This window comes from Streptomyces pseudovenezuelae, assembly GCF_029892565.1.
Lineage (GTDB): Bacteria > Actinomycetota > Actinomycetes > Streptomycetales > Streptomycetaceae > Streptomyces > Streptomyces pseudovenezuelae_A.
In genome coordinates this window covers 98,117-123,661 of sequence record NZ_JARXVH010000010.1, presented here as the reverse complement: position 1 = coordinate 123,661, position 25,545 = coordinate 98,117, and the positions used below count along the sequence as shown (strand labels likewise).

The window sequence follows — 25,545 nt, the reverse complement described above, 5'->3', positions numbered from 1 at the left end:
CCCTGCACTCAAGCGTGGTTACGCCGGGACGCTCGCCACGCCAGCAGCCAGGAACCGCTTCCCGTTCACACGCTCCGAGACGCCTTCGCGGTCCAGGTACGGCGTGATGCCGCCCAGGTGGAAGGGCCAGCCGGCGCCCGTGATCAGGCAGAGGTCGATGTCCTGGGCCTCGGCGACGACGCCCTCGTCGAGCATCAGCCCGATCTCCTGGGCCACCGCGTCCAGGACGCGCTCGCGCACCTGCTCCTCGGTCAGCACGGAGTCGCCCTGCTTCAGCAGCGCGGCGACCTCCGGGTCCAGCTCGGGCCTGCCGCTGTCGTAGACGTAGAAGCCGCGCTTGCCGGCCTTGACGACGGCCGCGAGGTTCGGGGAGACCGTGAAGCGGTCCGGGAAGGCCCGGTTGAGGGTCTCCGAGACGTGCAGACCGATCGCGGGACCGACCAGCTCAAGCAGGACCAGCGGCGACATCGGCAGACCCAGCGGCTCGACCGCCTTCTCGGCGACCGCGACCGGGGTGCCCTCGTCGATGACGTTCTGGATCTCGCCCATGAAGCGCGTGAGGATGCGGTTGACGACGAACGCCGGGGCGTCCTTCACCAGAACCGCCGTCTTCTTCAGCTTCTTGGCCACCGCGAAGGCGGTCGCGAGCGAGGCGTCGTCGGTCTGCTCGCCGCGCACGATCTCCAGGAGCGGCAGCACCGCGACGGGGTTGAAGAAGTGGAAGCCGACGACCCGCTCGGGGTTCTTCAGCTTCGACGCCATCTCCGACACCGACAGGGACGAGGTGTTGGTGGCGAGGATCGCGTGCGCCGGGGCGACCGCCTCGACCTCCGCGAACACCTGCTGCTTGACGCCGATCTCCTCGAAGACGGCCTCGATGATGAAGTCGGCGTCGGAGAAGCCCTCGGCCTTGTCCAGGACACCGGTCACCAGCGCCGTGAGGCGGTTGGCCTTGTCCTGGTTGATACGGCCCTTGCCGAGCAGCTTCTCGATCTCCGCGTGGACGTAGCCCACACCCTTGTCGACGCGCTCCTGGTCGATGTCCGTGAGGACGACCGGTACTTCGAGGCGGCGCAGGAAGAGCAGGGCGAGCTGCGAGGCCATCAGACCCGCGCCGACCACGCCGACCTTGGTGACCGGACGCGCCAGGGACTTGTCCGGGGCGCCCGCCGGACGCTTGCCGCGCTTCTGCACGAGGTTGAACGCGTAGATACCGGCGCGCAGTTCGCCACCCATGATCAGGTCTGCGAGCGCCACGTCCTCGGCGTCGAAGCCCTGCTGGAAGTCCTCGTTCTTGGCGGCGGCGATGATGTCGAGGGCGCGGTAGGCGGCCGGAGCGGCCCCGTGCACCTTGGAGTCCGCGACGAAGCGGCCCTTGGCGACGGCCTGGTCCCAGCCCTCACCGCGGTCGATCACAGGACGCTCGACCTTGATCTCGCCCTTGAGGACGCCCGCCGTCCAGATCAGCGACTGCTCCAGGAAGTCCGCGCCCTCGAAGAGCGCGTCGGCGATCCCGAGGTCGAAGACCTGCTGGCCCTTGAGCTGCTTGTTCTGGTTGAGGCTGTTCTCGATGATCACCGAGACGGCCCTGTCGGCGCCGATCAGGTTCGGCAGCAGCGTGCAGCCGCCCCAGCCGGGCACCAGACCGAGGAAGACCTCGGGCAGCGAGAAGGCCGCGATGTGCTTGGACACCGTGCGGTACTCGCAGTGCAGACCGACCTCGACGCCACCGCCCATCGCAGCGCCGTTGTAGTACGTGAAGGTCGGTACCGCGAGGGCCGCGATGCGCTTGAAGACCTCGTGGCCGCCCTTGCCGATGGCGAGCGCGTCGTCGTGGTTCTTGAGGAGCTCGACGCCCTTGAGGTCCGCGCCGACGGCGAAGACGAACGGCTTGCCGGTGATGCCGACACCGACGATGTCGCCGGCCGCGGCCTCCTTCTCGACCTGGTCGATGGCGCTGTTCAGGTTCGCCAGCGAGGCCGGGCCGAAGGTGGTCGGCTTGGTGTGGTCGAAGCCGTTGTCGAGGGTGATGAGCGCGAACCGCCCGGCCCCGTACGGCAGATCGAGGTGGCGGACGTGCGCGGACGTCACGACCTCGTCGGGGAACAGCTCGGCCGCACCCTTCAGAAGCTCGGTGGTGGTGCTCACTTGTCCCCCTCGAAGTGCGGGTTCTCCCAGATGACCGTCGCGCCCATGCCGAAGCCGACGCACATCGTCGTCAGGCCGTAGCGGACGTTCGGCTGCTCCTCGAACTGGCGGGCCAGCTGCGTCATCAGACGCACACCCGACGCGGCCAGCGGGTGGCCGTAGGCGATGGCGCCGCCGTACTGGTTGACGCGCTCGTCGTCGTCCGCGATGCCGTAGTGGTCGAGGAAGGCCAGGACCTGGATCGCGAAGGCCTCGTTGATCTCGAAGAGGTTGATGTCCTCGATCGACAGACCGGCCTTGGCGAGGGCCTTCTCGGTCGCCGGGATCGGGCCGTAGCCCATGACCTCGGGCTCGACGCCCGCGAAGGCGTAGGAGACCAGGCGCATCCGGACCGGCAGGTTGTTCTCCCGCGCGAAGTCCTCGGACGCGAGGATCGAAGCGGTGGCACCGTCGTTCAGACCGGCCGCGTTGCCGGCGGTGACCCGCCCGTGCACACGGAACGGCGTCTTGAGCCCGGCGAGGTTCTCCAGGGTGGTCCCGGGCCGCATGGGCTCGTCGGCGGTGACCAGACCCCAACCGGTCTCACCGACCTCCGCGTTGGTGTTGCGCACCGAGACCGGCACCAGGTCCTGCTGGATCTTGCCGTTGGCGTACGCCTTGGCGGCCTTCTCCTGCGAACGCACGGCGTACTCGTCGGCGCGAAGCTTGGTGATGTGCGGGTAGCGGTCGTGCAGGTTCTCCGCCGTCATGCCCATGAACAGGGCGGACTCGTCGACCAGCTTCTCGCTGATGAGCCGCGGGTTGGGGTCGACGCCCTCGCCCATCGGGTGGCGGCCCATGTGCTCCACGCCACCGGCGATCACGGCGTCGTAGGCGCCGAAGGCGATCGACCCGGCGGTGGTGGTGACGGAGGTCAGCGCACCGGCACACATGCGGTCGATCGAGTAGCCGGGCACCGACTGCGGCAGCCCGGCGAGAATGCCCGCGGTCCGCCCCAGGGTCAGCCCCTGGTCACCGATCTGCGTGGTCGCGGCGATGGCGACCTCGTCGATCTTCTTCGGGTCGAGTCCGGGGTTGCGGCGCAGCAGCTCCCGGATCGCCTTCACCACGAGGTCGTCGGCCCGGGTCTCGTGATAGATGCCCTTCGGGCCCGCCTTGCCGAACGGGGTGCGGACGCCGTCGACGAACACGACGTCCCTGACGGTACGAGGCACGATTGGCTCTCCTCCACGGTGCGGGTTGGCACTGCTGCGGCACGCATCCACTGAGCGCGCGCTCAGTCCCCATGCTACTTATGAGTAACGTAGCTGCCCACCCCTGACGCCGCGAGCGGCGAAGGTCACACCCGGTGGCCCGTAGATCTTGGCGCAATCTAGACGGTCCATCCTGAGACGCGTTCGGGGCATCGACCCTTCAGGGGCGCGGGGCTGTATCGATGTGCGGCTCCGCCGCGTGGGCGCGACCAGCCACGACGGGCCCGCACCCGCCCAGCAAGAGATCCCCTGCGGCGCCTAGGCGGAAAGCGCAGCCACAAGAACCGGCGTCACTTGCTCAACCTGCCAAGGCCGGGCCCCGTACCCCGCCAGCGCACTGCCGACAGAATCCGCGTCGACAACCTTCGGCGGCTCCCAACAAACCCGCCGCACGGTATCCGGCGTAATGAGGTTCTCCTGAGGCATGTTCAACTGCTCGGCCAACGCCGAAACAGCAGCCCGAGCAGCCGAAAGCCGCGCAGCAGCCGCAGGGTCCTTGTCCGCCCAGGCGCGCGGCGGCGGAGGCCCGGTAACCGGCTGCCCCGGCGCCGGCAACTCAACATCCGCCAAAGCCTTCGCACGATCCACCGCGGCCTGCCACTGCTCCAGCTGCCGCCGCCCCATCCGATGCCCGAACCCGTTCAACGCGGCGAGCGCATGCACGTTGGCCGGTATGGCCAACGCCGCCTCGACGATGGCCGCGTCGCCCAACACCTTGCCCGGCGACACATCGCGCCGCTGCGCGACCCCGTCCCGCGTCTCCCACAGCTCCCGCACCACGGCCAGCTGCCGACGCCGCCGCACCTTGTGCATCCCGGACGTCCGCCGCCAGGGATCCTTGCGCGGCTCGGCCGGCGGCGCGGACGCGATCGCGTCGAACTCCTGCTGGGCCCACTCCAGCTTGCCCTGCCGGTCCAGCTCCTTCTCCAGCGCGTCACGCAGGTCGACCAGCAGCTCCACGTCCAGCGCCGCGTACCGCAGCCACGGCTCGGGCAGCGGCCGCGTCGACCAGTCGACGGCGGAGTGTCCCTTTTCGAGTACGAAGCCGAGGACGCCCTCGACCATCGCGCCCAGGCCGACCCGCGGGAATCCGGCGAGCCGCCCGGCCAGCTCGGTGTCGAAAAGCCGCGTCGGCATCATGCCTATCTCGCGCAGACACGGCAGGTCCTGGGTGGCCGCGTGCAGCACCCACTCGACATCGTCGAGCGCCTCGCCGAGACCGGAGAGGTCGGGACAGGCCACGGGGTCGATCAGCGCGGTCCCCGCGCCTTCACGCCGCAGCTGCACCAGATAGGCGCGCTGTCCGTAGCGGTAGCCGGACGCTCGTTCGGCATCGACGGCGACGGGTCCTGCGCCGGCGGCGAAGGCGGCGATCGTCCGCGCGAGGGCGTCAGCGTCGGCGATCACGGCCGGAATACCGTCGCGCGGCTCCAGCAGAGGGATCGGCGCCTCCGCAGCAGAAGATCCGCCGTCGTCCGGAGGGGCGCCTCCGGTGGTTCGCAGTGAAACGTCTGCTGCGGTCTCTTGGGCGTCGGTCACATGTCAAGGGTATCTGTGTATGGACAGCGCCTGCCGACGGAACGTTCCGTCGGCAGGCGCTTGAGGGTCGTAAACCAGTCAGCTCGGTGAAAGCTCCGATTCACGTCCGTGCATGTGAGGGGACGGGGGTCAGTGGATGATGCCGGTACGCAGGGCCACCGCGACCATTCCGGCGCGGTCGCCCGTGCCGAGCTTGCGGGCGATCCGGGCGAGGTGGCTCTTGACGGTCAGTGCGGACAGGCCCATGGAGACACCGATCGCCTTGTTCGACTGGCCTTCCGCGACCAGTCTCAGCACCTCGACCTCACGGCCGGAGAGCTCGCGGTAGCCGCCCGGGTGGCTCGGGGCACCCGGGGGGCGGCGGTGCATACGGGCGGCGGCGGAACCGATGGGGGCGGCTCCGGGTCGGGTGGGGAGCCCGACGTTGGTACGGGTGCCGGTGACTACGTAGCCCTTGACCCCTCCGGCGAGGGCGTTGCGGACGGCGCCGATGTCGTCGGCGGCGGACAGGGCCAGGCCGTTGGGCCAGCCCGCGGCACGGGTCTCGGACAGCAGGGTGAGGCCGGAGCCGTCGGGCAGGTGGACGTCGGCGACGCAGATGTCGCGGGGGTTGCCGATGCGGGGACGAGCCTCCGCGACGGACGAGGCCTCGATGACGTCGCGCACACCGAGCGCCCACAGGTGGCGGGTGACGGTGGAACGGACGCGGGGGTCGGCCACGACCACCATGGCGGTCGGCTTGTTCGGGCGGTAGGCGACCAGGCTTGCGGGCTGCTCGAGGAGAACGGACACCAGGCCTCCTGGGGTGCGGGACGGCTTTGAAGGTCACAGACGTCTTCGGCACCGAACCGGGAGTCCTTTAGAGAATGATCACGATCTAGTGAGTAACAATTGGTGCAATTCGGACGTGCGATCGATCATTCGGTGAATGAATCGGTTCGTTCGAGGGTTCACTCCTGACTGAAAGTGGCCGTATCGACAAAGAGACGGTCAATCGGCCACCGTCAGTGGAACCCATCGGGTCAGCGGGACTGCTGCGGTCCGCGGCGCTGCGGCAGCGTGACCACCGACGCGTCGCCGGGACCGGCCGGCGGAAGGCCCGCCACCTGCGCCAGGAGGTCGCACCAGGAGGCCAGGTGCGCGGCCGTGTCCGGGACTCCGCCGAGGCCCTCACGGGGCGTCCAGGAGGCACGGATCTCGATCTGCGAGGCGGCCGGCCGCTCCGACAGCCCGCCGAAGTAGTGCGAGCTCGCGCGCGTGACGGTGCCGCTCGGCTCGCCGTACGACAGCCCGCGCGCCTGGAGCGCACCGGTCAGCCAGGACCAGCACACCTCCGGCAGCAGCGGATCGGCGGCCATCTCCGGCTCCAGCTCCGCGCGCACCAGCGTCACCAGCCGGAAGGCACCGTGCCAGGCGTCGTGCCCGGCCGGGTCGTGCAGCAGCACCAGCCGGCCGTCCGCCAGGTCCTGGTCGCCGTCGACGACCGCGGCCTCCAGCGCGTACGCGAACGGAGCGAGCCGCTGTGGCGCGCGCGTCGGCTCGATCTCGACCTGCGGCCGAAGCCGACTGTTCCGCAGGGCCTGGACCGCGGCCTGGAAAGCCGGCGGAGCCCCACCGCTACCGTCCCGGTCACCCTCCTTGGTGTCGTCCATTCCGTCAGCGCCGTCCGACAGTCGTCCTTGAGCCGCAGCCATGCGGGAAGGTTAAGGGGAACGGAGGGCTCGTGCGGGACTAGACACCCCCTCTTGGGCCCACCGGGCCGCGCAAAACGCCTTCCGCGGCCGTGCGAGACTTGCCCCGTGAGCGCCAACGAGACCCCCGCGGGGCAGCCGCCGACAGCCACGTACGACTCCGCCTTCCTCAAGGCGTGCAGGCGCGAACCCGTGCCGCACACGCCCGTGTGGTTCATGCGTCAGGCCGGGCGCTCCCTGCCGGAGTACCACAAGGTCCGCGAGGGCATCGCGATGCTCGACTCCTGCACGCGGCCCGAGCTGGTCGCCGAGATCACCCTCCAGCCGGTGCGCCGGCACGACGTGGACGCGGCGATCTACTTCAGCGACATCGTCGTCCCGCTCAAGGCCATCGGCGTCGACCTCGACATCAAGCCCGGCGTCGGCCCGGTCGTCGCACAACCCATCCGCACCCGTGCCGACCTGGCACAACTGCGCGCGCTCGAGCCCGAGGACGTCTCCTACGTCACCGAGGCGATCGGCCTGCTGACGCGCGAGCTGGGCCCGACCCCGCTGATCGGTTTCGCGGGCGCGCCTTTCACCCTCGCGAGTTACCTCGTCGAGGGCGGTCCGTCTCGCACGTACGAGAACGCCAAGGCGATGATGTACGGCGACCCCGAGCTGTGGGCCGACCTCCTCGACCGCCTCGCCGACATCACGGCGGCCTTCCTCAAGGTGCAGATCGAGGCCGGCGCGAGCGCCGTCCAGCTCTTCGACTCCTGGGCCGGCGCGCTCGCCCCCCTCGACTACCGCCGCTCGGTGCTGCCCGCCTCCGCGAAGGTGTTCGACGCGGTCGCCGGGTACGGCGTCCCGCGCATCCACTTCGGTGTCGGCACCGGTGAACTCCTCGGGCTGATGGGCGAGGCCGGCGCGGACGTCGTCGGCGTCGACTGGCGCGTCCCGCTCGACGAGGCCGTCCGCCGTGTCGGCCCCGGCAAGGCGCTCCAGGGGAACCTCGACCCGACCGTGCTGTTCGCGGGACCGCGGGTCGTGGAGACCAAGGCCCGCGAGGTCCTGGACTCCGCCGCCGGTCTCGAAGGCCACGTCTTCAACCTCGGCCACGGCGTCATGCCGTCCACCGACCCGGACTCGCTCACCCGGCTCGTGGAGTACGTCCACACGCAGACCGCCCGCTAGGACCTGGTCACCACGTGTGCCGGGGCCGGGCCCGCCTGCCGAACAGCAGGCCGCGCGGCTCCGGCGGCGGGGGCGTGCCCGCCTTGAGCGGCCAGGCGAGCACCATGCCGACGAGGAAGCCGACCACGTGCGCCGCGTACGCCACCGTCCCGGCGGTGGAGACGCCCTCGCCGGACGAGTAGAACGCCTGGAGCACGAACCAGAAGCCCAGCACCATCCAGGCCGGCAGCCGCAGCGGCAGGAAGACCAGGAACGGGACCAGGACCCAGACCCTGGCCTTCGGATACAGCACCAGATACGCGCCCAGGACACCGGCGATGGCCCCCGAGGCGCCGATCAGCGGGTCGTTGGAGTCGGCGTTCAGCAGCGCGAAGCCGTACGAGGCCGCGTAGCCGCAGACGACGTAGAAGAGCGTGAAGCGGATGTGGCCCATGCGGTCCTCGACGTTGTTGCCGAAGATCAGCAGGAACAGCATGTTGCCCAGCAGGTGCAGCCAGCCGCCGTGCAGGAACATCGCGGTGAACACCGACAGCGGGGGCGACTTGCCGTAGCCGGGCGGGGCCACCAGGCAGCCGGCGCCGTTCGCGCCCACGCCCACCTCGCCCGTCGGCACCAGCTTCGGCAGCTGATGGTGGATCAACTCCTGCGGCACCGCGGCGTAGTGGTCCAGGAACGCCTGCAGATGGCACAGCTGCGAGACGCTGCTGTCGCCCGCCACGGAGCCGGCGAGGCCGGGCATGGACAGGAAGACCAGGAGGTTCGCGGCGATCAGCGCATACGTCACCCAGGGGGTGCGGCGCACCGGGTTCACGTCATGGACGGGGATGACCACAAGGAATAAGTGCCCGCGATGGGCCCGGCGAATCGGTGAACACCGGCACGCGTGCGTGCGTATGTGTCGACAACTGCCCGCGGCACGGGGAAGGCGGGTCGCGGGGACGACGTGAGGAACAGGCGATGAACGACCGAGTTACTCCTCCGATGCAGGCCACGCCGGACGGCGAGGCGGAGATCTCCCTGGTGATCCGGCTGCCCTGGGAAGACGTGGCCCGGCTGGGCCAGGAGGCGGGACGGCTGGCCGCGCAGATGCAGCGGCCGGTGACGCTCGATGAAGCGGTGAGCAATCGGTTGCGGTCCACTCGGCCCGCGGCCACGCATGCGAAGCCCGCGGGGGAGCAGCCTGTCGCCATGCCGGCGGCCGCGTCGGTTTCATCGTTGCCGCCGAGGCCTCCGGCGGATCAGGCGCGTCAGGCTATCGAGCGCATCAATGGGACCGCCTGACAGTCCCGCGCCCCTCAAGGGCGTTGCTGTACCGCTCTTGACGCTTTGCGGGCCGCTACCAGTACCGGGTCCCAGACTGGGCTGAACGGGGGTGCGTAGCCCAGGTCCAGGGTCGTCATCTGTTCCACCGTCATGCAGGCCGTGAGGGCTACCGCTGCGATGTCGACCCGCTTGCCCGCGCCCTCCCTGCCGACGATCTGGACGCCCAGGAGGCGGCCTGTTCGGCGTTCGGCGAGCATCTTGACGGTCATCAAGGAGGCGTTGGGGTAGTAGCCGGCGCGGCTGGTGGATTCGATGGTGACCGCTTCGAATTGGAGGCCGGCTCGGCGGGCGTCCTTTTCGCGTAGGCCGGTGCGGGCGATCTCCAGGTCGCAGACCTTGGACACCGCCGTGCCCACGACGCCGGGGAAGGTGGCGTAGCCGCCGCCGATGTTGGTGCCGATGACCTGGCCGTGTTTGTTGGCGTGGGTGCCCAGGGCGATGTGGCGCTCCTGGCCGGAGACCAGGTCGAGGACCTCGACGCAGTCGCCGCCGGCCCAGATGTTCTCGTGTCCGCGGACCCGCATCGCGAGGTCGGTGAGCAGGCCGTGGTGGGCGCCGAGGGGGAGGCCGGCCGCGACGGCGAGCGTCGTCTCCGGGCGTACGCCGATGCCCAGGACCACCACGTCCGCCGGGTACTCGGCGTCCTGTGTGGCCACTGCCCGGACCCGGCCGTCCTCGCCGGTGAGCACCTTGGTGACCTGGGTGTTGTTGACCATGGTGATGCCGAGGCCCTCCATGGCCTCGTGCACCAGGCGCCCCATGTCCGGGTCGAGCGTGGACATCGGCTCGCTGCCGCGGTTGACGGCCGTCACCTCGTAGCCGCGGTTGATGAGCGCCTCGGCCATCTCCACCCCGATGTAACCGGCGCCGACGACCACCGCGCGTCGCCCACGCGTGCGTGCCAGCGAGTCGAGGAGGGCCTGGCCGTCGTCGAGCGTCTGGACGCCGTGCACGCCCGGCGCGTCGGCACCCGGCATGTCCGGGCGGATCGGCCGGGCACCGGTCGCGATCACGAGTTTGTCGTATGACGTCCAGGACTCGGCGCCGGAATCGACGTCACGCGCGCGTACGCGTCCGCCGGCCACGTCGATCTCCGTGACCTCGGTACGCATGCGCAGATCGATGTCCCGCGCGCGGTGCTCCTCGGGCGTACGGGCGATCAGCTCCTCGGGAGCCGAGACGTCACCGCCCACCCAGTACGGGATGCCGCACGCCGAGTACGAGGTGAAGTGGCCGCGTTCGAACGCCACGATCTCCAGCTCGTCCGGACCCTTCAGACGGCGTGCCTGCGACGCCGCGGACATTCCCGCGGCGTCGCCGCCGATCACGACCAGTCGTTCCCGTGCAGCACTCATGTCCATGCGAACACGCTACGGGCACACGGCATTTCAGTCCTGCTCGCCGCCCTCCCGGCGACCGGTGGTGTCGGGTACGGGCCGGGCCGAGGGCAGCGGGCCCAGCGCGCTCGTCGCGGGCGCGGTGGCCGGGCGGCGCGGCAGCCGGGGCCGGATCAGCCGCAGCCAGGCCAGCACCAGCAGGGCCGCCACCGCGAGGAACGGCAGCACCGCGCCGAACGCCACCGCCAGCCAGCGCAGCATCGTCACGAACGCGTCCCAGCCCCCGGCCAGCGCGTCCACGAACCCGGTGTCGTCGTCCTTCGCGACCGCCTTCACGGGTGTCTCCGTGAGGGAGAGGGTGATCGTGGCCAGGCTCGTGCGGTCCTTCAGGGACGCCTGCTGGGCGAGCAGCGCCTCCAGGTCCGACTCCCGGGTGCTCAACTCACCCTCCAGCTCCAGCACGTCGCTCAGCTTGGTGGCCTGGTCCATCAGCTCCCGCACCCGGGCCACGCTGACGCGCTGCGACTTGATGCGGCTCTCCACGTCGACGACCTGGTCGGTGACGTCCTGGGCCTTCGCGGTCCGGTGCAAGAGCTTGCCCGCGCCCTGCAGATCGACGAGGACCTCGTCGTACTTCTCGACCGGCACCCGCAGCACCACGCGCGTGTGCTCGTCGCCCTCCTCGTCCCGGCTGGTGGTCTCGTCGCCGACGTAACCGCCCGCGTTCTCGGTGGTGGTACGGGCCTCGTCGAGCGCCTTCGGTACGTCCTTGACCTGCACGGTCAGCGAGGCCGTGCGGATGATGTGGCTCGCGGAGAGCTTGGGCGCGGTCGGTGCCTTGCCACCGCTCGCGTTCTTGTCGCCGGCGCTGTCCTGCTCGCCGCCCGGAGCCGCCTCGGCCGCCTGTGGGCCGCTCTTCGCGTCGGCGGCGCTGGTGGTGCCGGAATCGCTGCTGTCCGAGCCGCCGCAGCCGGCCAGCGCGAGCGACGCGGCGAGCAGGAGTCCGGTCAGGGCGTGGACCGGTCGTACGGAATGTCGTGTGCGCATGAGGCGTACCCCCGAGTGTCATGACCGACTGATGCTTCTTCGACGCCCGGAGGGGCCCGGACGTTGGGGTGGATCGGTCCCGATGAGGTCACGGTCGGGACTCGTGCCGGACACCGGGCCCCGGCGGGAGTGTCAGTGGGGTCTGCGAAAGTGGAGGGCATGAGCGCAACGGGTAGCAGTGCGGGGCACGTCGTCGTCATCGGAGCCGGTATCGCGGGTCTCACCGCGGCCCACCGGCTGCTGGAGCGGGGCGTGCGGGTCACCGTGCTGGAGGCGTCGGACCGGGTCGGCGGCAAGCTGCTGCCGGGCGAGATCGCGGGCGCGCGCGTCGACTTCGGCGCCGAGTCCATGCTGGCCCGCAGACCGGAGGCCGTGGCCCTCGCGCGCGAGGTCGGGCTGACGGACCGGCTCCAGGCACCGGCCACCGCGACCGCCTCGCTCTGGACCCGCGGCGCCCTGCGCCCCATGCCCAAGGGCCACGTCATGGGCGTACCCGGCACCGCCGCCGCCCTCTCCGGGGTCCTGTCCGACGAGGGCCTCGCCCGCATCGAGCGCGACGCGGAGCTGCCGCGCACGGAGGTCGGGGACGACGTGGCGGTGGGGGAGTACGTGGCGGAGCGGCTGGGCCGCGAGGTCGTCGACCGCCTCGTGGAGCCCCTGCTCGGCGGTGTGTACGCGGGCGACGCGTACCGCATCTCGATGCGCTCGGCCGTCCCGCAGCTCTACCAGGCCGCGCTGACGCACGACTCCCTCACGGAGGCGGTCCGCGAGATCCAGGCCCGGGCCGCCGCGGCCCAGCAGACGGGGCCGGTGTTCATGGGCATCGAGGGCGGCGTGGGCCAACTGCCGTTCGCCGTCGCGGAGTCGGTACGGGAGCGTGGGGGCGAGATCCTGACCGGGACGCCGGTGCGGGAGTTGCGCCGCAACGGCGCATCGGGTTGGCGGGTCGTCGCCGGAGAGCGCGTGCTCGAAGCCGACGGTGTGATCGTCGCCGTACCCGCTCCGGCCGCCGCCGGACTGCTGGGGGCCGAAGCGCCCGCCGCCGCGGCCGAGTTGGGCGCCGTCGAGTACGCGTCCATGGCCCTGGTCACCCTCGCCTACCGCCGCGCCGACACCGACCTCCCCGACGGCAGCGGCTTCCTGGTGCCGCCGGTCGAGGGGCGCACCATCAAGGCGTCGACGTTCGCATCTCAGAAGTGGGGCTGGATCGCCGACGAGAACCCGGACGTGGTCGTGCTGCGCACCTCCGTCGGGCGGTACGGCGAGACGGCGGTCCTGGAGCGGGACGACGCCGGCCTGGTCGACGTCTCCCGGCACGACCTGCGCGAGGCGACCGGCCTCGCGGCCACGCCTCTGGAGACCCGCGTCACCCGCTGGACCGACGGCCTGCCCCAGTACCCCGTCGGCCACCACGCGCGCGTGGCCCGCATCCGTGAGCACGTCGCCAAGCTCCCGGGCCTCGCGGTCTGCGGCGCACAGTACGACGGCGTCGGCATCCCGGCCTGCATCGCCAGCGCGTATGCCGCGGTCGACCAACTGGCGGGCGACCTGACGGCGGTCCGGGAGCTCACCGCCAACCCGGTGCAGAGCCTGCACGGCGGAGCGGGAGAATAGCCGCATGAGTGACGACGCCCCCACCACCGAGCCCGGCCGTGTCCCGAACAAGGGCAAGCTGGCCAAGGACCTCAACGAGGCCATCCGCTACACCCTGTGGTCCGTCTTCAAGCTGAAGGACGTGCTCCCCGACGACCGCGCCGGTTACGCCGACGAGGTCCAGGAGCTGTTCGACCAGCTCGCCGCCAAGGACGTGACCATCCGCGGCACGTACGACGTGTCGGGCCTGCGTGCCGACGCCGACCTCATGATCTGGTGGCACGCCGAGACCGCCGACCAGCTCCAGGAGGCGTACAACCTCTTCCGCCGCACCAAGCTCGGCCGCGCGCTGGAGCCGGTCTGGTCGAACATGGCGCTGCACCGTCCCGCAGAGTTCAACCGCTCGCACATCCCGGCCTTCCTGGCCGACGAGACGCCGCGCAACTACATCAGCGTGTACCCGTTCGTGCGCTCCTACGACTGGTACCTGCTGCCCGACGAGGACCGTCGCCGCATGCTCGCCGACCACGGCAAGATGGCCCGTGGCTACCCGGACGTGCGCGCCAACACGGTCGCCTCGTTCTCGCTCGGCGACTACGAGTGGATCCTGGCCTTCGAGGCCGACGAGCTGTACCGCATCGTCGACCTCATGCGCCACCTGCGCGCCTCCGAGACCCGTCTGCACGTCCGCGAGGAGGTCCCGTTCTACACGGGCCGCCGCAAGGAGATCGGCGAGCTGGTAGCCGGCCTGGCCTAGGGCCCGGCTTTCGATGCCGGTGCGCTCCGCGCCCCGAAAGGGGCGCGGGGAACTGCGCGACCAGCCCAGGACGGCCTGCGGACGGCGTTATTCGGCGACCCCAGGCTTCGGCTCCGCATGCCCCGCACAAGCAGCCCGCCGCACCGGCAGCCGCCCCTCCAACAGATACGCGTCGAGATACCCGTTGACGCACCGGTTGGGGCCGCCCGCGATCCCGTGAGTCCCGGCATCCCGCTCCGTCACCAGGACCGAGCCCGACAAGCGCCGATGCAATTCGAGGGCTCCGTCATAAGGTGCCGCGGCATCCCGCTCGGCCGCCAGGATCAACGTCGACGGCAGCTCCCCCGGCGCAGTCCGCACATCGACGGCCTGCTGACGCGGCGCGGGCCAATACGCGCAGGGCAGGTTCATCCAGACGTTGTCCCAGGTCTCGAACGGCGCCACGCGCGCGAGGCGCGTGTTGTCCCGGTCCCAGACCTTGAAGTCCGTCGGCCAGGACGCGTCGTTGCACTCGACGGCCGTGTACACGGCGTTGGAGTTCTCCGCCTCGGCCGCCGCCTCCGGATGCGGTCCCGCCTGCTGGATCAGCGGCTTCGGGTCGCCCTTCAGATACGCCGACAGCGCCTGCGCGCGGTGCGGCCAGTAGTCGTCGTAGTACCCGGCCGTCAGGAACGCGCCCTGCAACTGGGCCGGTCCCACCTTGCCGCCCGCCGGCTCCGCGGCGAGCTGTGCGGCCGCCTTGTCGTAGCTGCCCTGCACCGCGTCGGCGGTGTCGCCGAGCCCGTACACCTTGTCGTGCTCGGCCATCCACTCGCGGAAGTCCGTCCAGCGGCCCTCGAACGCGGCCGACTGGTCGAGGTTGTTGCGGTACCAGATCTGCTCCGGGTCCGGGTTCACCGCCGAGTCGAAGACCATCCGCCGCACGTGCGAGGGGAACAGCGTCGCGTACAGCGCCCCGAAGTAGGTGCCGTACGACGCCCCCATGAACGTCAGCCTCTCCTCGCCCAGCGCCGCCCGCAGGACGTCCAGGTCACGGGCGTTGTTGAGCGAGGTGTAGTACCGCAGCGAGCTGCCGGTCCGCTGGGCGCAGCCGCGCGCGTAGGCCTTCGCCTGCGCGATGCGTTCCTGCTTGTAGGACTCCGAGGGGTACGTCGGCGACTGCGAGGGCGCCTTGCTGAAGTGCTTGGGGTCCTGGCAGGAGACGGGGGCGGAGCGGCCGACCCCGCGCGGGGAGTAGCCGACCAGGTCGTACGCGGACGCGATGCGCTTCCACTCCGGCATCAGGCCGATCAGCGGGAAGTAGAACCCGTCGCCGCCGGGGCCGCCCGGGTTGTAGACCAGGGCGCCCTGGCGCGGCACCCGGCGCTTGCTGTTGCGCGGGTCCTTGTGGGTGGCCCGCACCCGGCTGACGGTCAGCCGGATCTGCTTGCCACCGGGGTGCGCGTAGTCGAGCGGGACGGAGACCGTGCCGCACTGCATGCTGCCGGGCATGTCCTGCGCGTCGGCGCAGTTCCCGAAGTCGACGCCGGCGGCGGCGGCGCGCGATGCGGCCACGGCGGTGCCGCGCTGTTCGACGGCGCCCGGGACACCGGGCAGACCGGTGGCGGGGGCGGTGGCGAGGGTGGTCAGGAGCAAGGATCCGGCGGCCGAGTAGAAGGCGGCTGCTCTCATCGCGTATCCCTTCGGTGCACGGCGGCGACAGAAGGGATGTTTCGTACGAGTTCGGGCGAAGGCAAGCACCGCCCGCCGGTGTCGGGCTCAATGCCCCCTATGCGCCCCCGGCGTGTGGTTCGCGCCACGGCTGGTCCCGGTGCTCGAAGGCCTCGCGCAGGTCCGGTTCACCGATCGCGCGGACCCCTCGTACGGCGACGGAGGTGAGGTACGTACGGTCGTCACCGCCCCCGGCGCGCCGGGTCAGGGCGCCCAGGAGGCGCTGGCCGGCCGGGGAGGCCCAGCGGGAGTACGGGTGGACCTCGACGCGGGCGATCGCCAGGCAGCTCAGGGCCAGGGCCAGCGGCAGCGCGAACCACAGGGCGACCAGGCCGCGCGGCATGTCCGGCGGGGCCGGCAGCAGCAGCGCCGCCACCCCGAGGCCGAACACGGCGAGCGCAGCGAACTGCACCTGGCGGATGCCCGCCGCGATGCCGCCGCGGCCGTCGGCGGGCACCGCGAGGCCCGCGCTGACCAGCCGGTCGCCGAGGCTGCCCACGGCGTCCGCCGAGGCCGTCGCGGCTCGCACCGGGGCGATACGGCTCTGCCCCTCGGGCCCGATGGCCCCTATCACCGAACGCTCCATCTCGTCGCGCCCGCGCGGGTCGACGACCGTCGCCCAGCCGGTGCGGGCCAGCAGCAGCCGCTGCTGCCGGGCCATCGAGACCATGGTCAGATCGGCGACCCGCCCGGGGCCGCCGGACAGGAACGCCGCCTCGTAGAGCGTCAGACCGCGCCCCCGGACGTCCGTGCCGGCATCCGCGTCCACGGCCGCCACACGTACGGCGGCGAGACACAGCCGTGTACAGGCCGAGCCGGCGACGGCCCAGGCCAGCAGCAGAAGAAGGACCCAGAACATGCCGCGTTTCTATGCCAGGGGCGCGGGGAAGCGCCATGCCCTGTTCACAATCCGGACGGAGTGTTGTCGGTATGTGACGTTCCGATTGGCGTGAAACGGCCTACGGCAGTGGCTACGGCTGTGGGGGCGGCGGGCTGGAGGCGGGCGGCGGGAGCGTGAACGACGACGGCGGCGGCTGGAAGGTCGGTGACGCCGACGGTGCCACCGGGACCGGGTCGGTGCTCAGCCCCGTCGGAGAGTTGGCGAGCGGGGGAGTGCTCGCGGCGGCCATGTCCCGGGCCAGGGCGTCCCAGTCGACGTACCCGGTGGCCTCCAGCACCTCGATGTGGTCCAGCACGGTCGTGTTCGCGTCGTCGGCCAGCGTGCGCACCAGCGAGTTGCGGGTGCTCGCGCGGACCTGGGCGACGACCGAGAACACCTTGCCGTGCGCCACCCGCAGCAGGTTGGCGAACTTGCTGTCGTAGTCGACGCCCTGGGCCGTGTTCAGCGTCGCGAGCCACTGCTTCTGCTGGTCGTTCGGTTCGTTGGGCAGCGCCAGCCCGAGCTTGGCCGCGACGTCGCGCACCCGCTGGTCCAGGAAGGTGTGCCCCTCGACGAGGTGCTGTCCCGCCGTCCGTACGGCCTGGGTCGTGCCCTTCTGCTCGGCCTGTTTGCCGGCGGGCAGCTCCCACAGCCCGGCCAGCCGCACCTTGGTGATGAACTCGCGGTCGAGCGCGGACAGCGGACCGTAACTGGTCGACACCGTCTGGGCGTTGAGCACGTTCGCGTCCGCGCTGACTCCGGACCGGTCGGCGTAGGACCAGATCGGAAAGATCAACGCCAGTAGCGTCGCGGTCAGGCCCATGATGATGAGCCCGGTGCCACTGAAGATGCCCCGTCCTCTGACAGGGGGTCGCGGTCGCATGGCCCCTCCCGGTGCGGCACCGCACAGCAGTGTGCTCAGGGTGCGGAAGTTGCTATGTTACCGCCCGGTCTGCCCCGCGATGCTGTGTGGCCCCTCACGTGGCCACTCCCGCAACCCTTCGCTCAGCCCCCACTCAGCGGCGCAGCAGCACCCGTCGCGTCGCCCTGGCCAGCCGCACCCCGGGCCGCCGCGAGTGCGGCACAGGACCCGACCGCTCCAGCCACCACTCCCGCAGTTCCTGCCGTGCTCCCGTCTCTTCGACCAGCCCGGCGAGCAGCAGATGTTCGGCGAAGTCCAGGGCGTCCCGCCGGTAGCCGCCGGTCATCGGGTGCCCATGGGCGTACGCGAGGAAGTGGCCGCGATAGTCCGCACCGAGGATCTCCGGCAGCTCCGGCGCGAGCTTGCCCACCACATCGGCCCGCTTCCCGTCCAACGCCCGCGCCTGCACGCCGAGCCGGACCCGGTCGAACCCCTCGGGCACGGGCGTACCGGCGACGAGAGCGGAGAGCAGCGCGGCCTGGGCCAGGGCGAGGCGCTGGCGGGCGGGGGCGACGGGGGTCGCGGGCTCGGTCGGTTCGGTGGGGGTTGTCGGTGCCGGGTCGGTTGCCGCTCGCCCGGCGGACCGCAGCTCCCCGGTCCCGTGTCCCGCCGCGACGCCCTCCCGGGCTACGCGCCCCACCGTCAGCGCCTTCCTGATCGCCGCCAACTCCCCTTCCAGCTTCGCCGGTTCGGGGAAGTTCTCGTCCCGCTCCAGCAGCACTCCGGGCGGCGACACCCGCGATGCGAGGTCGGTCAGGATGTCGAGGACCGGGCGCGCAACGGGGTGGGCGTGGCTGTCGTGCCAGACGCCGTCCCGCTCGAAGCCGCCCGCGACATGGACGTACGCGATGGCTTCCAGGGGGAGTTCGGCGAGGGCCTTGGCCGGGTCCTCGGCACGGTTGACGTGGTTGGTGTGCAGGTTGGCCACGTCGATGAGGAGCCGTACGCCGGTCCGGTCGGCCAGCTCGTACAGGAACTGTCCCTCGGTCATCTCCTCGCCGGGCCAGGCGATCAGCGCGGCGATGTTCTCGACGGCGAGCGGTACCGGCAGCGCGTCCTGTGCGATGCGGACGTTCTCGCAGAGCACGTCGAGGGCGTCCCGGGTGCGCGGGACGGGCAGCAGGTGCCCGGCCTCCAGCGGCGGGGTCGCGGTCAGTGGGCCGCCCGCCCGGACGAACGCGATGTGCTCGGTGACCAGCGGCGATCCCAGTGCCTCGACCCGCTCGGCCAGCGCGGCGAGGCGGCCGGCGTCGGGCCGGTCGGCGCCGCCGAGGCCGAGGGAGACACCGTGCGGGATCACGGTCACCCCGCGCTCGCGCAGCCGCCGCAGCGACTCGGGGAGGTGTCCGGGGCACACGTTCTCGGCCACCGCCTCGACCCAGTCGATCCCCGGCATCCGCTCCACGGCGTCCGCGATCTCCGGCCGCCACCCGATGCCCGTCCCCAGCCTCGTCACTCGCTCCATCGCCCGTCCCCTCCTCGGCTTCCTCCGCATGTCCGTGCCGTCTGCGTCGACGTGGAGGGGGTATGGCCCCGGCCGCCGCGCGTGAACCGCTCCCCCTCCGCCTTCAGAGCAACATTTGAGGTTGGGACGCGTCCGCGGCCTACGGGGTCACTGGAGGACGCCCGCCGTGTCCACCGGGTCCGGGCGGCCGGTGTTGACGGTGCCGGGTGCGCCCGGCGACGGCCGGGACGTCGTACCGATGTCACCGCTGGCCTCGGCGGCCGGGGCCGAGGGCGCCACCTGGCCGGGGACGGGCGCCGCCGGGCCGGTCGGGCTGGCCGTGGTGCCGGCCACCGCGTCGTTGGCAATGGCGTCGAAGTCGACCTTGCCGGTCTTCTCCAGGATCGTGATGTGGTCGAGCACGGTCTGGTTGGCGTCCGAGGCGAGCTGGCGGACGAGCGTGTTGCGGGTGGTGTTCCGTACGGTGCCGATGGCCGGGAAGATCTTGCCGTGCGCGGCCCGCAGCAGGTTCACGAACTTGTACTCGTACTGCGAACCCTGCGCCGCGCTCATCTCCTGCAGCCACCCCTGCTGCTGCTCGTTCGGCTGGTTCGGCAGCGCCACCCCGAGCTGGGCCGCGATGATCCGCACCCGCTTGTCCAGGTCGGTGTGGCCGACGATGAGATGGTCGCCCGCCTCCTTGATCGCCTGGCTGGGCGCCCGCTCGATCGCCTGCTGCCCGGCCGGCAGCTCCCAGAGCCCGGCCAGCCGTACCCGCACGATCAGGTCGCGGTCCGCCGCGGTCAGCGGTCCCCACTGGGTGTTCACGGTGCTCGCCGCCACGTTCGCCTGCCCCGTGCCCATGCGGTCGGCGTACTGCCACATGGGGAACGCGAGCGCGCCGAGGGTGGCGACGAGTGATGTGACGAAGACGGCTGTGCCGTTGATGCGCGGCAAGGGTGCCTCCCGGATGAGACCGACGGTGCCAGGAGGTACGGGCGGGACGATGGCGATGTTCAAAGAACGGGCAAAGATCTAAAGGGTCGGCAAAAGGGTGAGGTCGGGGGCTTGCGGTCGGTGTTGGCGGCTTGGGAGCGAGTTCGGCGGTTCAGGACGACTTCGCGCCGGCCCGCAAACCGTCCATCAACGACCCGATCAACCGGTCGCCTTGGGCTCTCCAGTCCCCGGACGCGTCCAGCCGGAGCAGTCCGCTCATCGCCAGCACCACGTCGGCCGTCTCCAGGTCGGAGCGGATCGTCCCGGCGGTGACGCCCGCGGTGACGAGGGCGCCGATGGTGTCGGTGACCTTCGCGTAGGACTCGGACGCCCAGGTGTCGCCGGTGCCTATGGTCCGCAGCGCCTCGGACATGTGCTGCTTGGTGACCAGCAGGCTCGCCAGGTGCCTCTGATGTTGGGGCCCAGACGGGCCGCCTCCGCCAGCATCCGCGCCTTGGTCGTCGCCTCGCCGCTCAACTCGGAGGCGCGCAGCAGGGTGGTGATGGCACCGACGGCGTCACCGCGGCGCAGCGTCCCGTAGGCCACGCGGTGGAGCAGGGACGCCACCTGATCGTCCGGTCCGACGGCCGCCGCGGCCAGGTGCCGGGCCCGGCGCTCGGAGCCTTCAGGGAACTCACCGGCCAGGGCCAGATGCCCTCGCCGGCGCTCCGCACTCGTCGACAGTTCCATCACCGCGGAACGGGTGAGCGGGTGCCGGAAGACGAGCCGGCCCGTCACGGAATCGACCTTCACCAGCCCCGCCTTCTCGGCGGGGCCCAGCTCGGTCAGCGCGTCGGAGCTGCTCATGGACCGCTCCAGGACATGCAGATCGCCCGAGGCGTCCAGCACGGCGAGCAGCAGCAACTCCCTTGTGGCGTACGGGAGTCCACTGACCCGTACGGAGAAGATCCGCTTGAGCCGCTCGGACAGCGGCAGTACGGCCGGCAGCGGTCCGCGCTCCGTCTGCTGGGCCTCGTTGAGCGTGCCGGGCAGTTCCAGCAGCGCCAGCGGGTTGCCGGCGGCCTCCGCGACCAGCCGCTGGCGGACCCTGGCCGCCATGGCCGGGAAGCGCTCCGCCACCAGTTCGTTCGCGGACTCCTCGTCCAGCGGCTGCACCTCGTACGTGGGTATCCCGGTGCTGCTCAGGAACGACTCGTCGCCGGTCCGGGAGGCCGCGAGCAGGGCCAGCGAAGCCCTCAACGGCGCGGTCAGCGACCCCTCTTGGCAGACCAGGCCCAGCTGGTACCTGGTCGCGGCCGACGACCGGATGATCCCGCCGCCGGCCCAGCGGGCGATGGCCGAGCGCGCCGGTGCCACGGTCGCCGAGGCGCCGGGCAGCCACTCCATCTACGTGTCGCGGCCCGACGCGGTCGTCGACCTCATCAAGCAGGCCACCACCGGCTGACCCATCGGCCGCCCCATGACGCTCCGGCCCGCTGCAGACCCTCCCCCCGGACTGCACGCGGGCCGGAGTTCTCTCATGTGGTCGGGGGATTCCCCGCGATGTCCCGCTCCATGGCCAGAAGGTCCTCATTCGGCACCGCACCGCCGAAGCGGCGGTCGCGGGAGGCGAACTCGACGCACGCCCGCCACAGATCACGACGGTCGAAATCAGGCCACAGGACGTCCTGGAAGACCAGTTCCGCGTACGCGCTCTGCCACAGCAGGAAGTTGGAGGTGCGCTGCTCCCCGCTGGGCCGCAGGAACAGGTCCACGTCCGGCATGTCCGGGTAGTACAGGTACTTCGCCAGGGTCTTCTCATTCACCTTGGACGGGTCCAGCCGGCCGGCCTTCACGTCCTCCGCCAGGGCCTTCGCCGCGTCCCCGATCTCCGCCTGGCCGCCGTAGTTCATGCAGAAGTACAACGTCAGCCTGTCGTTGTCCTTGGTCTGCTCCTGCGCGATCAGCAGCTCCTTGGCCACCGACTTCCACAGCCTGGGCATCCGCCCCATCCACCGCACCCGGATCCCGAGTTCGTCCAGGGTGTCGCGGGTCTTGCGGATGAAGTCACGGTTGAAGTTCATCAGGAAGCGCACCTCGTCCGGCGACCGCTTCCAGTTCTCGGTGGAGAAGGCGTACAGGGAGATCGCGCCGACGCCCCCCTCGATCGCCCCCTGAAGCACATCCAGGACACGCTCGGCGCCGACCTTGTGGCCCTCGGTACGCGGCAGCCCGCGCTCCTTGGCCCACCTCCCGTTGCCGTCCATGACGATCGCCACGTGCTTCGGCACCAGCTCACCCGGCAGCTTCGGCGCCCGGGCGCCCGACGGGTGCGGCTCCGGCGCCTTGTACTCACGACGCTGACGCCCCAGGAACCCGCGTACAGCCATGACTCTCTCCTCAGATGATGTGGGCGGTGGATCGGGCCGCGGCCTGCTGGGCGGCGACGCGGTCCACGCGGACCGTCTCGCCGTCCTCGACGACGGGCTCGCCCGCGACCCAGACGTCCTTGACCGCACGGGAGCCGGCCGCCCACATGAGGTTGGAGACGAGGTGGCTGTCCGAGACGTCCAGGCCCGCGGCGAAGTGGGGCCCGTCCACGGAGATGTGGACCAGGTCCGCCCAACTGCCCGCGCGCAGGGCGCCGATGTCGGTCCTGCCGAGGGCCGCGGCCCCTACCGTCGTGGCCATGAGGAACGCGTCCTCGGCGGTGAGCGCCAGGGGGTCGGCGGTGGAGAGGCGGGCGAACATCATCGCGAGCCGGGCCTCCTCCCACAGGTCGAGGTCGTCGTTGCTCGCGGGTCCGTCGGTGCCGAGGCCGACCGCGACGGATGCCGCGCGCAGCTCGTGCAGCCGGGCCGTTCCGGAGGCGAGCTTGGCGTTCGAGCCCGGGCAGTGCGCGACACCGGCGCCCGCCTGCGCCAGCAGGGAGATGTCGTCGTCGGACAGGTGGACGGCATGGGCGGCCAGCAGTCGCCCGTCCAACAGCCCGGTCTCCTTGAGGAGTTGAGGGGCGGATCCGAACCGCTCCCGGGTCGCGATGTCCTCGGCGGTCGTCTCGGCGGCATGGATGTGGACCAGGGCGCCGCGCCGCGCGGACTCCTCCGCGGTGACGCGCAGGGCCTCCGGCGGCAGGGTGTACGTCGAGTGCGGCCCGTAGCACAGCTCGATACGGTCACCCGGACCGAAGCGGAGGCCGTCCGTGTCGATCCACTTGCCGATCGCGGCGATGTCGCTGCGCCAGTCCGTTCCGGGCAGGTCGAAAACGGCGGGGGCGACGAGGACCCGGCTCCCGGCCTCCAGGGCCGCGTCGACGACCTGTTCGGCGTGCGCGTACATCTCGGCGCTCGTCGTCACACCGAACCGGAGCATCTCGACGCAGCCGAGCAGCATTCCGGCGCGGGCGTCCTGAGGCCGCATCCGTGCCTCGGCCGGCCAGATGGCGTCCTGGAGCCACTGCAGCAACGGCAGGTCGCCGCCGAGGCCCCGCAGCAGGGTCATCGGGGAGTGCGCGTGGGTGTTGACCAGTCCCGGGGTGAGGATTCCGGTCAGGTGGGTGCGGGGGATCTCGTCGACGATGGGGGGAGCCGCGGCGGCCGTACCGCAGTACGTGATGCGGCCGTCCGGGCCCACGTCGAGGACCGCGTCGCGGATCACGGAGCAGGACGGGTCGGCGGGCAGGGCCACCGGGGCATGGAAACGTCGTGACGTCGACATGGGTCGGGGTGGTTCCAATCTGGTGCGGGGGAGGGGCGGACGGATGTCACCGCACACAAGACGGTAGGCCGGTGCGGGAGTTCGTTCCGCGGTGGGTGATCCCTCTCACAGAAATGCCGTGGTCGGTGACGACGGTTGTCGCCACCGACCACGGCCGGGCCGCCCTCAACGCCCTTGAGGGCAGCCGCTTCAGGAGTCGCGTGTGTCCTTCACTCGGCGCAGCTTGCCCACCGACCGCTCCAGGGTCTCCGGGTCGACGACGGCGACCTCGACGGTCACGCCGATCGCGTCCTTGATGCCCCGCGTGATGTCCTTGACGGCCGCCTCGCGCTGAGCGGGCTCGCTGCTGGGCCGGGCCTCCACGCGGACGGTCATGTGGTCCATCCGGCCACGCCGGCTGAGCTGGATCTGGAAGTGCGGGGCCACCGCCGGCGTCCGCAGCACGATCTCCTCGACCTGGCTGGGGAAGACGTTCACCCCGCGCAGGATGATCATGTCGTCGCAGCGGCCGGTGATCTTCTCGATCCGGCGGAACCCGGGCCGGGCGGTGCCGGGCAGCAGCCGCGTCAGGTCCCGCGTGCGGTAGCGGATGATCGGCAGCGCTTCCTTGGTGAGCGAGGTGAAGACCAGCTCGCCGCTCTCGCCCTCGGCCAGCACCTCGTCGGTGAGCGGGTCCACCACCTCGGGGTAGAAGTGGTCCTCCCAGACGTGCAGCCCGTCCTTGGTCTCCACGCACTCCTGCGCGACGCCGGGGCCGATCACCTCGGACAGCCCGTAGATGTCGACCGCGTGGATGTCGAGGCGCTCCTCGATCTCACGGCGCATCTCCTCGGTCCAGGGCTCGGCGCCGAAGATGCCGACCTTGAGCGAGGTGGAGCGGGGGTCGACGCCCTGGCGCTCGAACTCGTCGAGGAGGGTGAGCATGTACGAGGGCGTGACCATGATGATCTCGGGCCGGAAGTCCTGGATGATCTGCACCTGGCGCGCGGTCATGCCGCCGGAGGCGGGGATCACCGTGCAGCCGGCCCGTTCGGCGCCGTAGTGGGCGCCGAGTCCGCCGGTGAACAGGCCGTATCCGTACGAGACATGGACCTTGTGGCCGGGGCGGCCGCCCGCGGCGCGGATGGAGCGGGCCACCACGTCCGCCCACATCGAGAGGTCGTTCTCGGTGTAACCCACCACGGTCGGGCGGCCCGTGGTGCCGCTGGAGGCGTGCACGCGCCGCACCTGGTCCATGGGCACGGCGAACATGCCGAAGGGGTAGGTGTCCCGCAGGTCCGCCTTCGTGGTGAAGGGGAAGAGAGCGAGGTCGTCCAGGGATGTGCAGTCGTCGGGGGTCACCCCGGCCGCGTCGAACTTCTTGCGGTACAGCTCGACATGGTCGTAAGCGTGCCGCAACGTCGTGCGCAGCCTGGTGAGTTGGAGAGCCCTGACCTCCTCGCGCGACATCCGCTCGGCGTCGTCCAGCAGTGCCTCGGGAAGCGGGTCCCCTCGGCGGGCTCCCAAGGGCGACATCACTTCGCTGCTCATTGCGGCTCCTCATGTTGTGTGCTGCGGAGGGTGCGACTGCGGCCGCGGAACTCAGCGATCACTTCGTCACCGCGCAGGACACTCACGTCGTAGATGCCGCTACGGCCGAACCGGATGCGCTCGCGCGCGGTGGCCACCAGTTCATCGCCCTCGTGCGCGGGGGCGATGAAGTCGACGTCGGCGGCCGCGGCGACGGTCACGGGTCCGTGACTGTTGCAGGCGCAGGCGAAGGCCGTGTCCGCGAAGAGGAACAGGTAACCGCCGTGGGCGATCCCGTGTCCGTTGACCATGGCGGGCGTCACGGTCATCCGCAGTACGGCTGTCCCTTCGCCGTACTGCACCAGCTCGATGCCGAGCCGCTGTGATGCCTCGTCCGCGGCGAACATCTGCTCGACGGGACCAGGTGTCGTGCCAGGTGCCTGGGTCGTCATTTCCACCACCTTGTGGACCGACCGAACATTCGGTTAGCGTGCGACACGGCCAAGTAATCCAGCAAGACCCCTGCATGTCAAGAGGTGGATCGCATGCCACAGCACAACCCC

General features: G+C 71.0%; 24 protein-coding genes. 5 read left to right on the top strand and 19 right to left on the bottom strand.

Annotated features, from left to right (window positions below):
• Positions 1-18: 18 nt before the first annotated feature.
• From M2283_RS29995 to M2283_RS29975, 5 genes are all read right to left on the bottom strand, one after another.
• Complete coding sequence (locus tag M2283_RS29995) at positions 19-2,148, bottom strand: 3-hydroxyacyl-CoA dehydrogenase NAD-binding domain-containing protein (protein WP_280879559.1); 2,130 nt, start codon at positions 2,146-2,148, stop codon at positions 19-21.
• Entirely contained in the window at positions 2,145-3,362 is a 1,218-nt protein-coding gene (locus tag M2283_RS29990; RefSeq protein WP_280879558.1) for a thiolase family protein, read from the bottom strand. The genes M2283_RS29995 and M2283_RS29990 overlap by 4 nt, the downstream gene beginning before the upstream one ends.
• Positions 3,363-3,659: 297 nt before the next feature.
• Positions 3,660-4,940: a ribonuclease D gene (locus M2283_RS29985; protein WP_280879557.1), complete on the bottom strand. Its 1,281-nt coding sequence runs from the start codon at positions 4,938-4,940 to the stop codon at positions 3,660-3,662.
• Between the two features lie 129 nt (positions 4,941-5,069).
• The gene (locus M2283_RS29980; protein ID WP_019073943.1) at positions 5,070-5,732 is read right to left on the bottom strand and encodes a response regulator transcription factor; all 663 of its coding nucleotides are present in this window, start codon (positions 5,730-5,732) and stop codon (positions 5,070-5,072) included.
• Between the two features lie 230 nt (positions 5,733-5,962).
• Positions 5,963-6,634 (bottom strand): DUF3000 domain-containing protein, encoded by a 672-nt coding sequence (locus tag M2283_RS29975; RefSeq protein WP_123997094.1) that lies wholly within the window; start codon positions 6,632-6,634, stop codon positions 5,963-5,965.
• A gap of 105 nt (positions 6,635-6,739) precedes the next feature.
• On the opposite strand from M2283_RS29975, the gene hemE reads away from it, so the two are divergent.
• On the top strand, positions 6,740-7,807 hold the full coding sequence (gene hemE / locus M2283_RS29970; RefSeq protein ID WP_280879555.1) for a uroporphyrinogen decarboxylase: 1,068 nt from the start codon (positions 6,740-6,742) through the stop codon (positions 7,805-7,807).
• A gap of 7 nt (positions 7,808-7,814) precedes the next feature.
• Here hemE and M2283_RS29965 read toward each other — a convergent pair whose 3' ends face one another.
• Entirely contained in the window at positions 7,815-8,639 is an 825-nt protein-coding gene (locus M2283_RS29965; RefSeq protein WP_280879554.1) for a rhomboid family intramembrane serine protease, read from the bottom strand.
• 125 nt (positions 8,640-8,764) lie between these two features.
• Between M2283_RS29965 and M2283_RS29960 the strand changes: the two genes are divergently transcribed.
• Positions 8,765-9,088, top strand: a complete 324-nt coding sequence (locus tag M2283_RS29960) for a hypothetical protein (RefSeq protein WP_280879553.1) — start codon at positions 8,765-8,767, stop codon at positions 9,086-9,088.
• Between the two features lie 14 nt (positions 9,089-9,102).
• On the opposite strand, the gene M2283_RS29955 is transcribed toward M2283_RS29960, so the two are convergent.
• Together M2283_RS29955 and M2283_RS29950 are read right to left on the bottom strand one after the other, a co-directional pair.
• Positions 9,103-10,491, bottom strand: a complete 1,389-nt coding sequence (locus M2283_RS29955) for an FAD-dependent oxidoreductase (protein WP_280879551.1) — start codon at positions 10,489-10,491, stop codon at positions 9,103-9,105.
• A gap of 27 nt (positions 10,492-10,518) precedes the next feature.
• Positions 10,519-11,514: a DUF4349 domain-containing protein gene (locus M2283_RS29950; protein ID WP_280879550.1), complete on the bottom strand. Its 996-nt coding sequence runs from the start codon at positions 11,512-11,514 to the stop codon at positions 10,519-10,521.
• A 159-nt stretch (positions 11,515-11,673) separates the two neighbouring features.
• On the opposite strand from M2283_RS29950, the gene hemG reads away from it, so the two are divergent.
• Positions 11,674-13,128: a protoporphyrinogen oxidase gene (gene hemG / locus M2283_RS29945; RefSeq protein ID WP_280879549.1), complete on the top strand. Its 1,455-nt coding sequence runs from the start codon at positions 11,674-11,676 to the stop codon at positions 13,126-13,128.
• A gap of 4 nt (positions 13,129-13,132) precedes the next feature.
• Positions 13,133-13,864, top strand: a complete 732-nt coding sequence (hemQ, locus tag M2283_RS29940; protein WP_280879548.1) for a hydrogen peroxide-dependent heme synthase — start codon at positions 13,133-13,135, stop codon at positions 13,862-13,864.
• A gap of 87 nt (positions 13,865-13,951) precedes the next feature.
• Here the strand turns inward: hemQ and M2283_RS29935 are convergent, their stop codons facing one another.
• The 7 genes from M2283_RS29935 to M2283_RS29905 form a co-directional block, all read right to left on the bottom strand.
• Positions 13,952-15,535 carry an alpha/beta hydrolase gene (locus tag M2283_RS29935; RefSeq protein ID WP_280879547.1) on the bottom strand — a complete coding sequence of 528 codons (1,584 nt, stop codon included), beginning with the start codon at positions 15,533-15,535 and terminating at the stop codon, positions 13,952-13,954.
• A 97-nt stretch (positions 15,536-15,632) separates the two neighbouring features.
• Entirely contained in the window at positions 15,633-16,433 is an 801-nt protein-coding gene (locus tag M2283_RS29930) for a TIGR04222 domain-containing membrane protein (protein ID WP_280879546.1), read from the bottom strand.
• A 112-nt stretch (positions 16,434-16,545) separates the two neighbouring features.
• Positions 16,546-17,337 (bottom strand): DUF4142 domain-containing protein, encoded by a 792-nt coding sequence (locus M2283_RS29925; RefSeq protein ID WP_280879544.1) that lies wholly within the window; start codon positions 17,335-17,337, stop codon positions 16,546-16,548.
• Positions 17,338-17,470: 133 nt separating this feature from the next.
• Positions 17,471-18,832 (bottom strand): DUF692 domain-containing protein, encoded by a 1,362-nt coding sequence (locus M2283_RS29920; protein ID WP_280879746.1) that lies wholly within the window; start codon positions 18,830-18,832, stop codon positions 17,471-17,473.
• 156 nt (positions 18,833-18,988) lie between these two features.
• Entirely contained in the window at positions 18,989-19,777 is a 789-nt protein-coding gene (locus M2283_RS29915) for a DUF4142 domain-containing protein (RefSeq protein WP_280879543.1), read from the bottom strand.
• 151 nt (positions 19,778-19,928) lie between these two features.
• Positions 19,929-20,189, bottom strand: coding sequence for a hypothetical protein (locus M2283_RS29910; RefSeq protein ID WP_280879542.1), 261 nt, complete (start codon positions 20,187-20,189; stop codon positions 19,929-19,931).
• The gene (locus M2283_RS29905) at positions 20,165-20,875 is read right to left on the bottom strand and encodes a hypothetical protein (protein ID WP_280879541.1); all 711 of its coding nucleotides are present in this window, start codon (positions 20,873-20,875) and stop codon (positions 20,165-20,167) included. Before M2283_RS29905 ends, M2283_RS29910 begins: the two co-directional genes overlap by 25 nt.
• Here M2283_RS29905 and M2283_RS29900 point away from each other — a divergent pair.
• The gene (locus M2283_RS29900; protein WP_280879540.1) at positions 20,874-21,221 is read left to right on the top strand and encodes an alpha/beta fold hydrolase; all 348 of its coding nucleotides are present in this window, start codon (positions 20,874-20,876) and stop codon (positions 21,219-21,221) included. The genes M2283_RS29905 and M2283_RS29900 overlap by 2 nt on opposite strands.
• Positions 21,222-21,294: 73 nt before the next feature.
• Here the strand turns inward: M2283_RS29900 and M2283_RS29895 are convergent, their stop codons facing one another.
• The 4 genes from M2283_RS29895 to paaI form a co-directional block, all read right to left on the bottom strand.
• Positions 21,295-22,146, bottom strand: coding sequence for an isoprenyl transferase (locus M2283_RS29895; RefSeq protein WP_280879539.1), 852 nt, complete (start codon positions 22,144-22,146; stop codon positions 21,295-21,297).
• 10 nt (positions 22,147-22,156) lie between these two features.
• Entirely contained in the window at positions 22,157-23,473 is a 1,317-nt protein-coding gene (locus tag M2283_RS29890; RefSeq protein WP_280879538.1) for an amidohydrolase family protein, read from the bottom strand.
• Positions 23,474-23,662: 189 nt separating this feature from the next.
• Positions 23,663-25,003 carry a phenylacetate--CoA ligase PaaK gene (gene paaK, locus M2283_RS29885; RefSeq protein WP_280879537.1) on the bottom strand — a complete coding sequence of 447 codons (1,341 nt, stop codon included), beginning with the start codon at positions 25,001-25,003 and terminating at the stop codon, positions 23,663-23,665.
• Positions 25,000-25,434 (bottom strand): hydroxyphenylacetyl-CoA thioesterase PaaI, encoded by a 435-nt coding sequence (paaI, locus tag M2283_RS29880; protein WP_280879536.1) that lies wholly within the window; start codon positions 25,432-25,434, stop codon positions 25,000-25,002. Before paaI ends, paaK begins: the two co-directional genes overlap by 4 nt.
• Positions 25,435-25,545 lie beyond the last annotated feature (111 nt).

What these genes read in the sequence shown, in the direction of transcription:
- M2283_RS29975 (WP_123997094.1), bottom strand. Translation starts at nt 6,634, where the DNA reads ATGGCTGCGGCTCAAGGACGACTGTCGGACGGCGCTGACGGAATGGAC.
- M2283_RS29960 (WP_280879553.1), top strand. Translation starts at nt 8,765, where the DNA reads ATGAACGACCGAGTTACTCCTCCGATGCAGGCCACGCCGGACGGCGAG.
- M2283_RS29955 (WP_280879551.1), bottom strand. Translation starts at nt 10,491, where the DNA reads ATGGACATGAGTGCTGCACGGGAACGACTGGTCGTGATCGGCGGCGAC.
- M2283_RS29950 (WP_280879550.1), bottom strand. Translation starts at nt 11,514, where the DNA reads ATGCGCACACGACATTCCGTACGACCGGTCCACGCCCTGACCGGACTC.
- hemG (WP_280879549.1), top strand. Translation starts at nt 11,674, where the DNA reads ATGAGCGCAACGGGTAGCAGTGCGGGGCACGTCGTCGTCATCGGAGCC.
- hemQ (WP_280879548.1), top strand. Translation starts at nt 13,133, where the DNA reads ATGAGTGACGACGCCCCCACCACCGAGCCCGGCCGTGTCCCGAACAAG.
- M2283_RS29935 (WP_280879547.1), bottom strand. Translation starts at nt 15,535, where the DNA reads ATGAGAGCAGCCGCCTTCTACTCGGCCGCCGGATCCTTGCTCCTGACC.
- M2283_RS29930 (WP_280879546.1), bottom strand. Translation starts at nt 16,433, where the DNA reads ATGTTCTGGGTCCTTCTTCTGCTGCTGGCCTGGGCCGTCGCCGGCTCG.
- M2283_RS29925 (WP_280879544.1), bottom strand. Translation starts at nt 17,337, where the DNA reads ATGCGACCGCGACCCCCTGTCAGAGGACGGGGCATCTTCAGTGGCACC.
- M2283_RS29910 (WP_280879542.1), bottom strand. Translation starts at nt 20,189, where the DNA reads ATGTCCGAGGCGCTGCGGACCATAGGCACCGGCGACACCTGGGCGTCC.
- M2283_RS29900 (WP_280879540.1), top strand. Translation starts at nt 20,874, where the DNA reads ATGGCCGGGAAGCGCTCCGCCACCAGTTCGTTCGCGGACTCCTCGTCC.
- M2283_RS29905 (WP_280879541.1), bottom strand. Translation starts at nt 20,875, where the DNA reads ATGGCGGCCAGGGTCCGCCAGCGGCTGGTCGCGGAGGCCGCCGGCAAC.
- M2283_RS29895 (WP_280879539.1), bottom strand. Translation starts at nt 22,146, where the DNA reads ATGGCTGTACGCGGGTTCCTGGGGCGTCAGCGTCGTGAGTACAAGGCG.
- M2283_RS29890 (WP_280879538.1), bottom strand. Translation starts at nt 23,473, where the DNA reads ATGTCGACGTCACGACGTTTCCATGCCCCGGTGGCCCTGCCCGCCGAC.
- paaK (WP_280879537.1), bottom strand. Translation starts at nt 25,003, where the DNA reads ATGAGCAGCGAAGTGATGTCGCCCTTGGGAGCCCGCCGAGGGGACCCG.
- paaI (WP_280879536.1), bottom strand. Translation starts at nt 25,434, where the DNA reads ATGACGACCCAGGCACCTGGCACGACACCTGGTCCCGTCGAGCAGATG.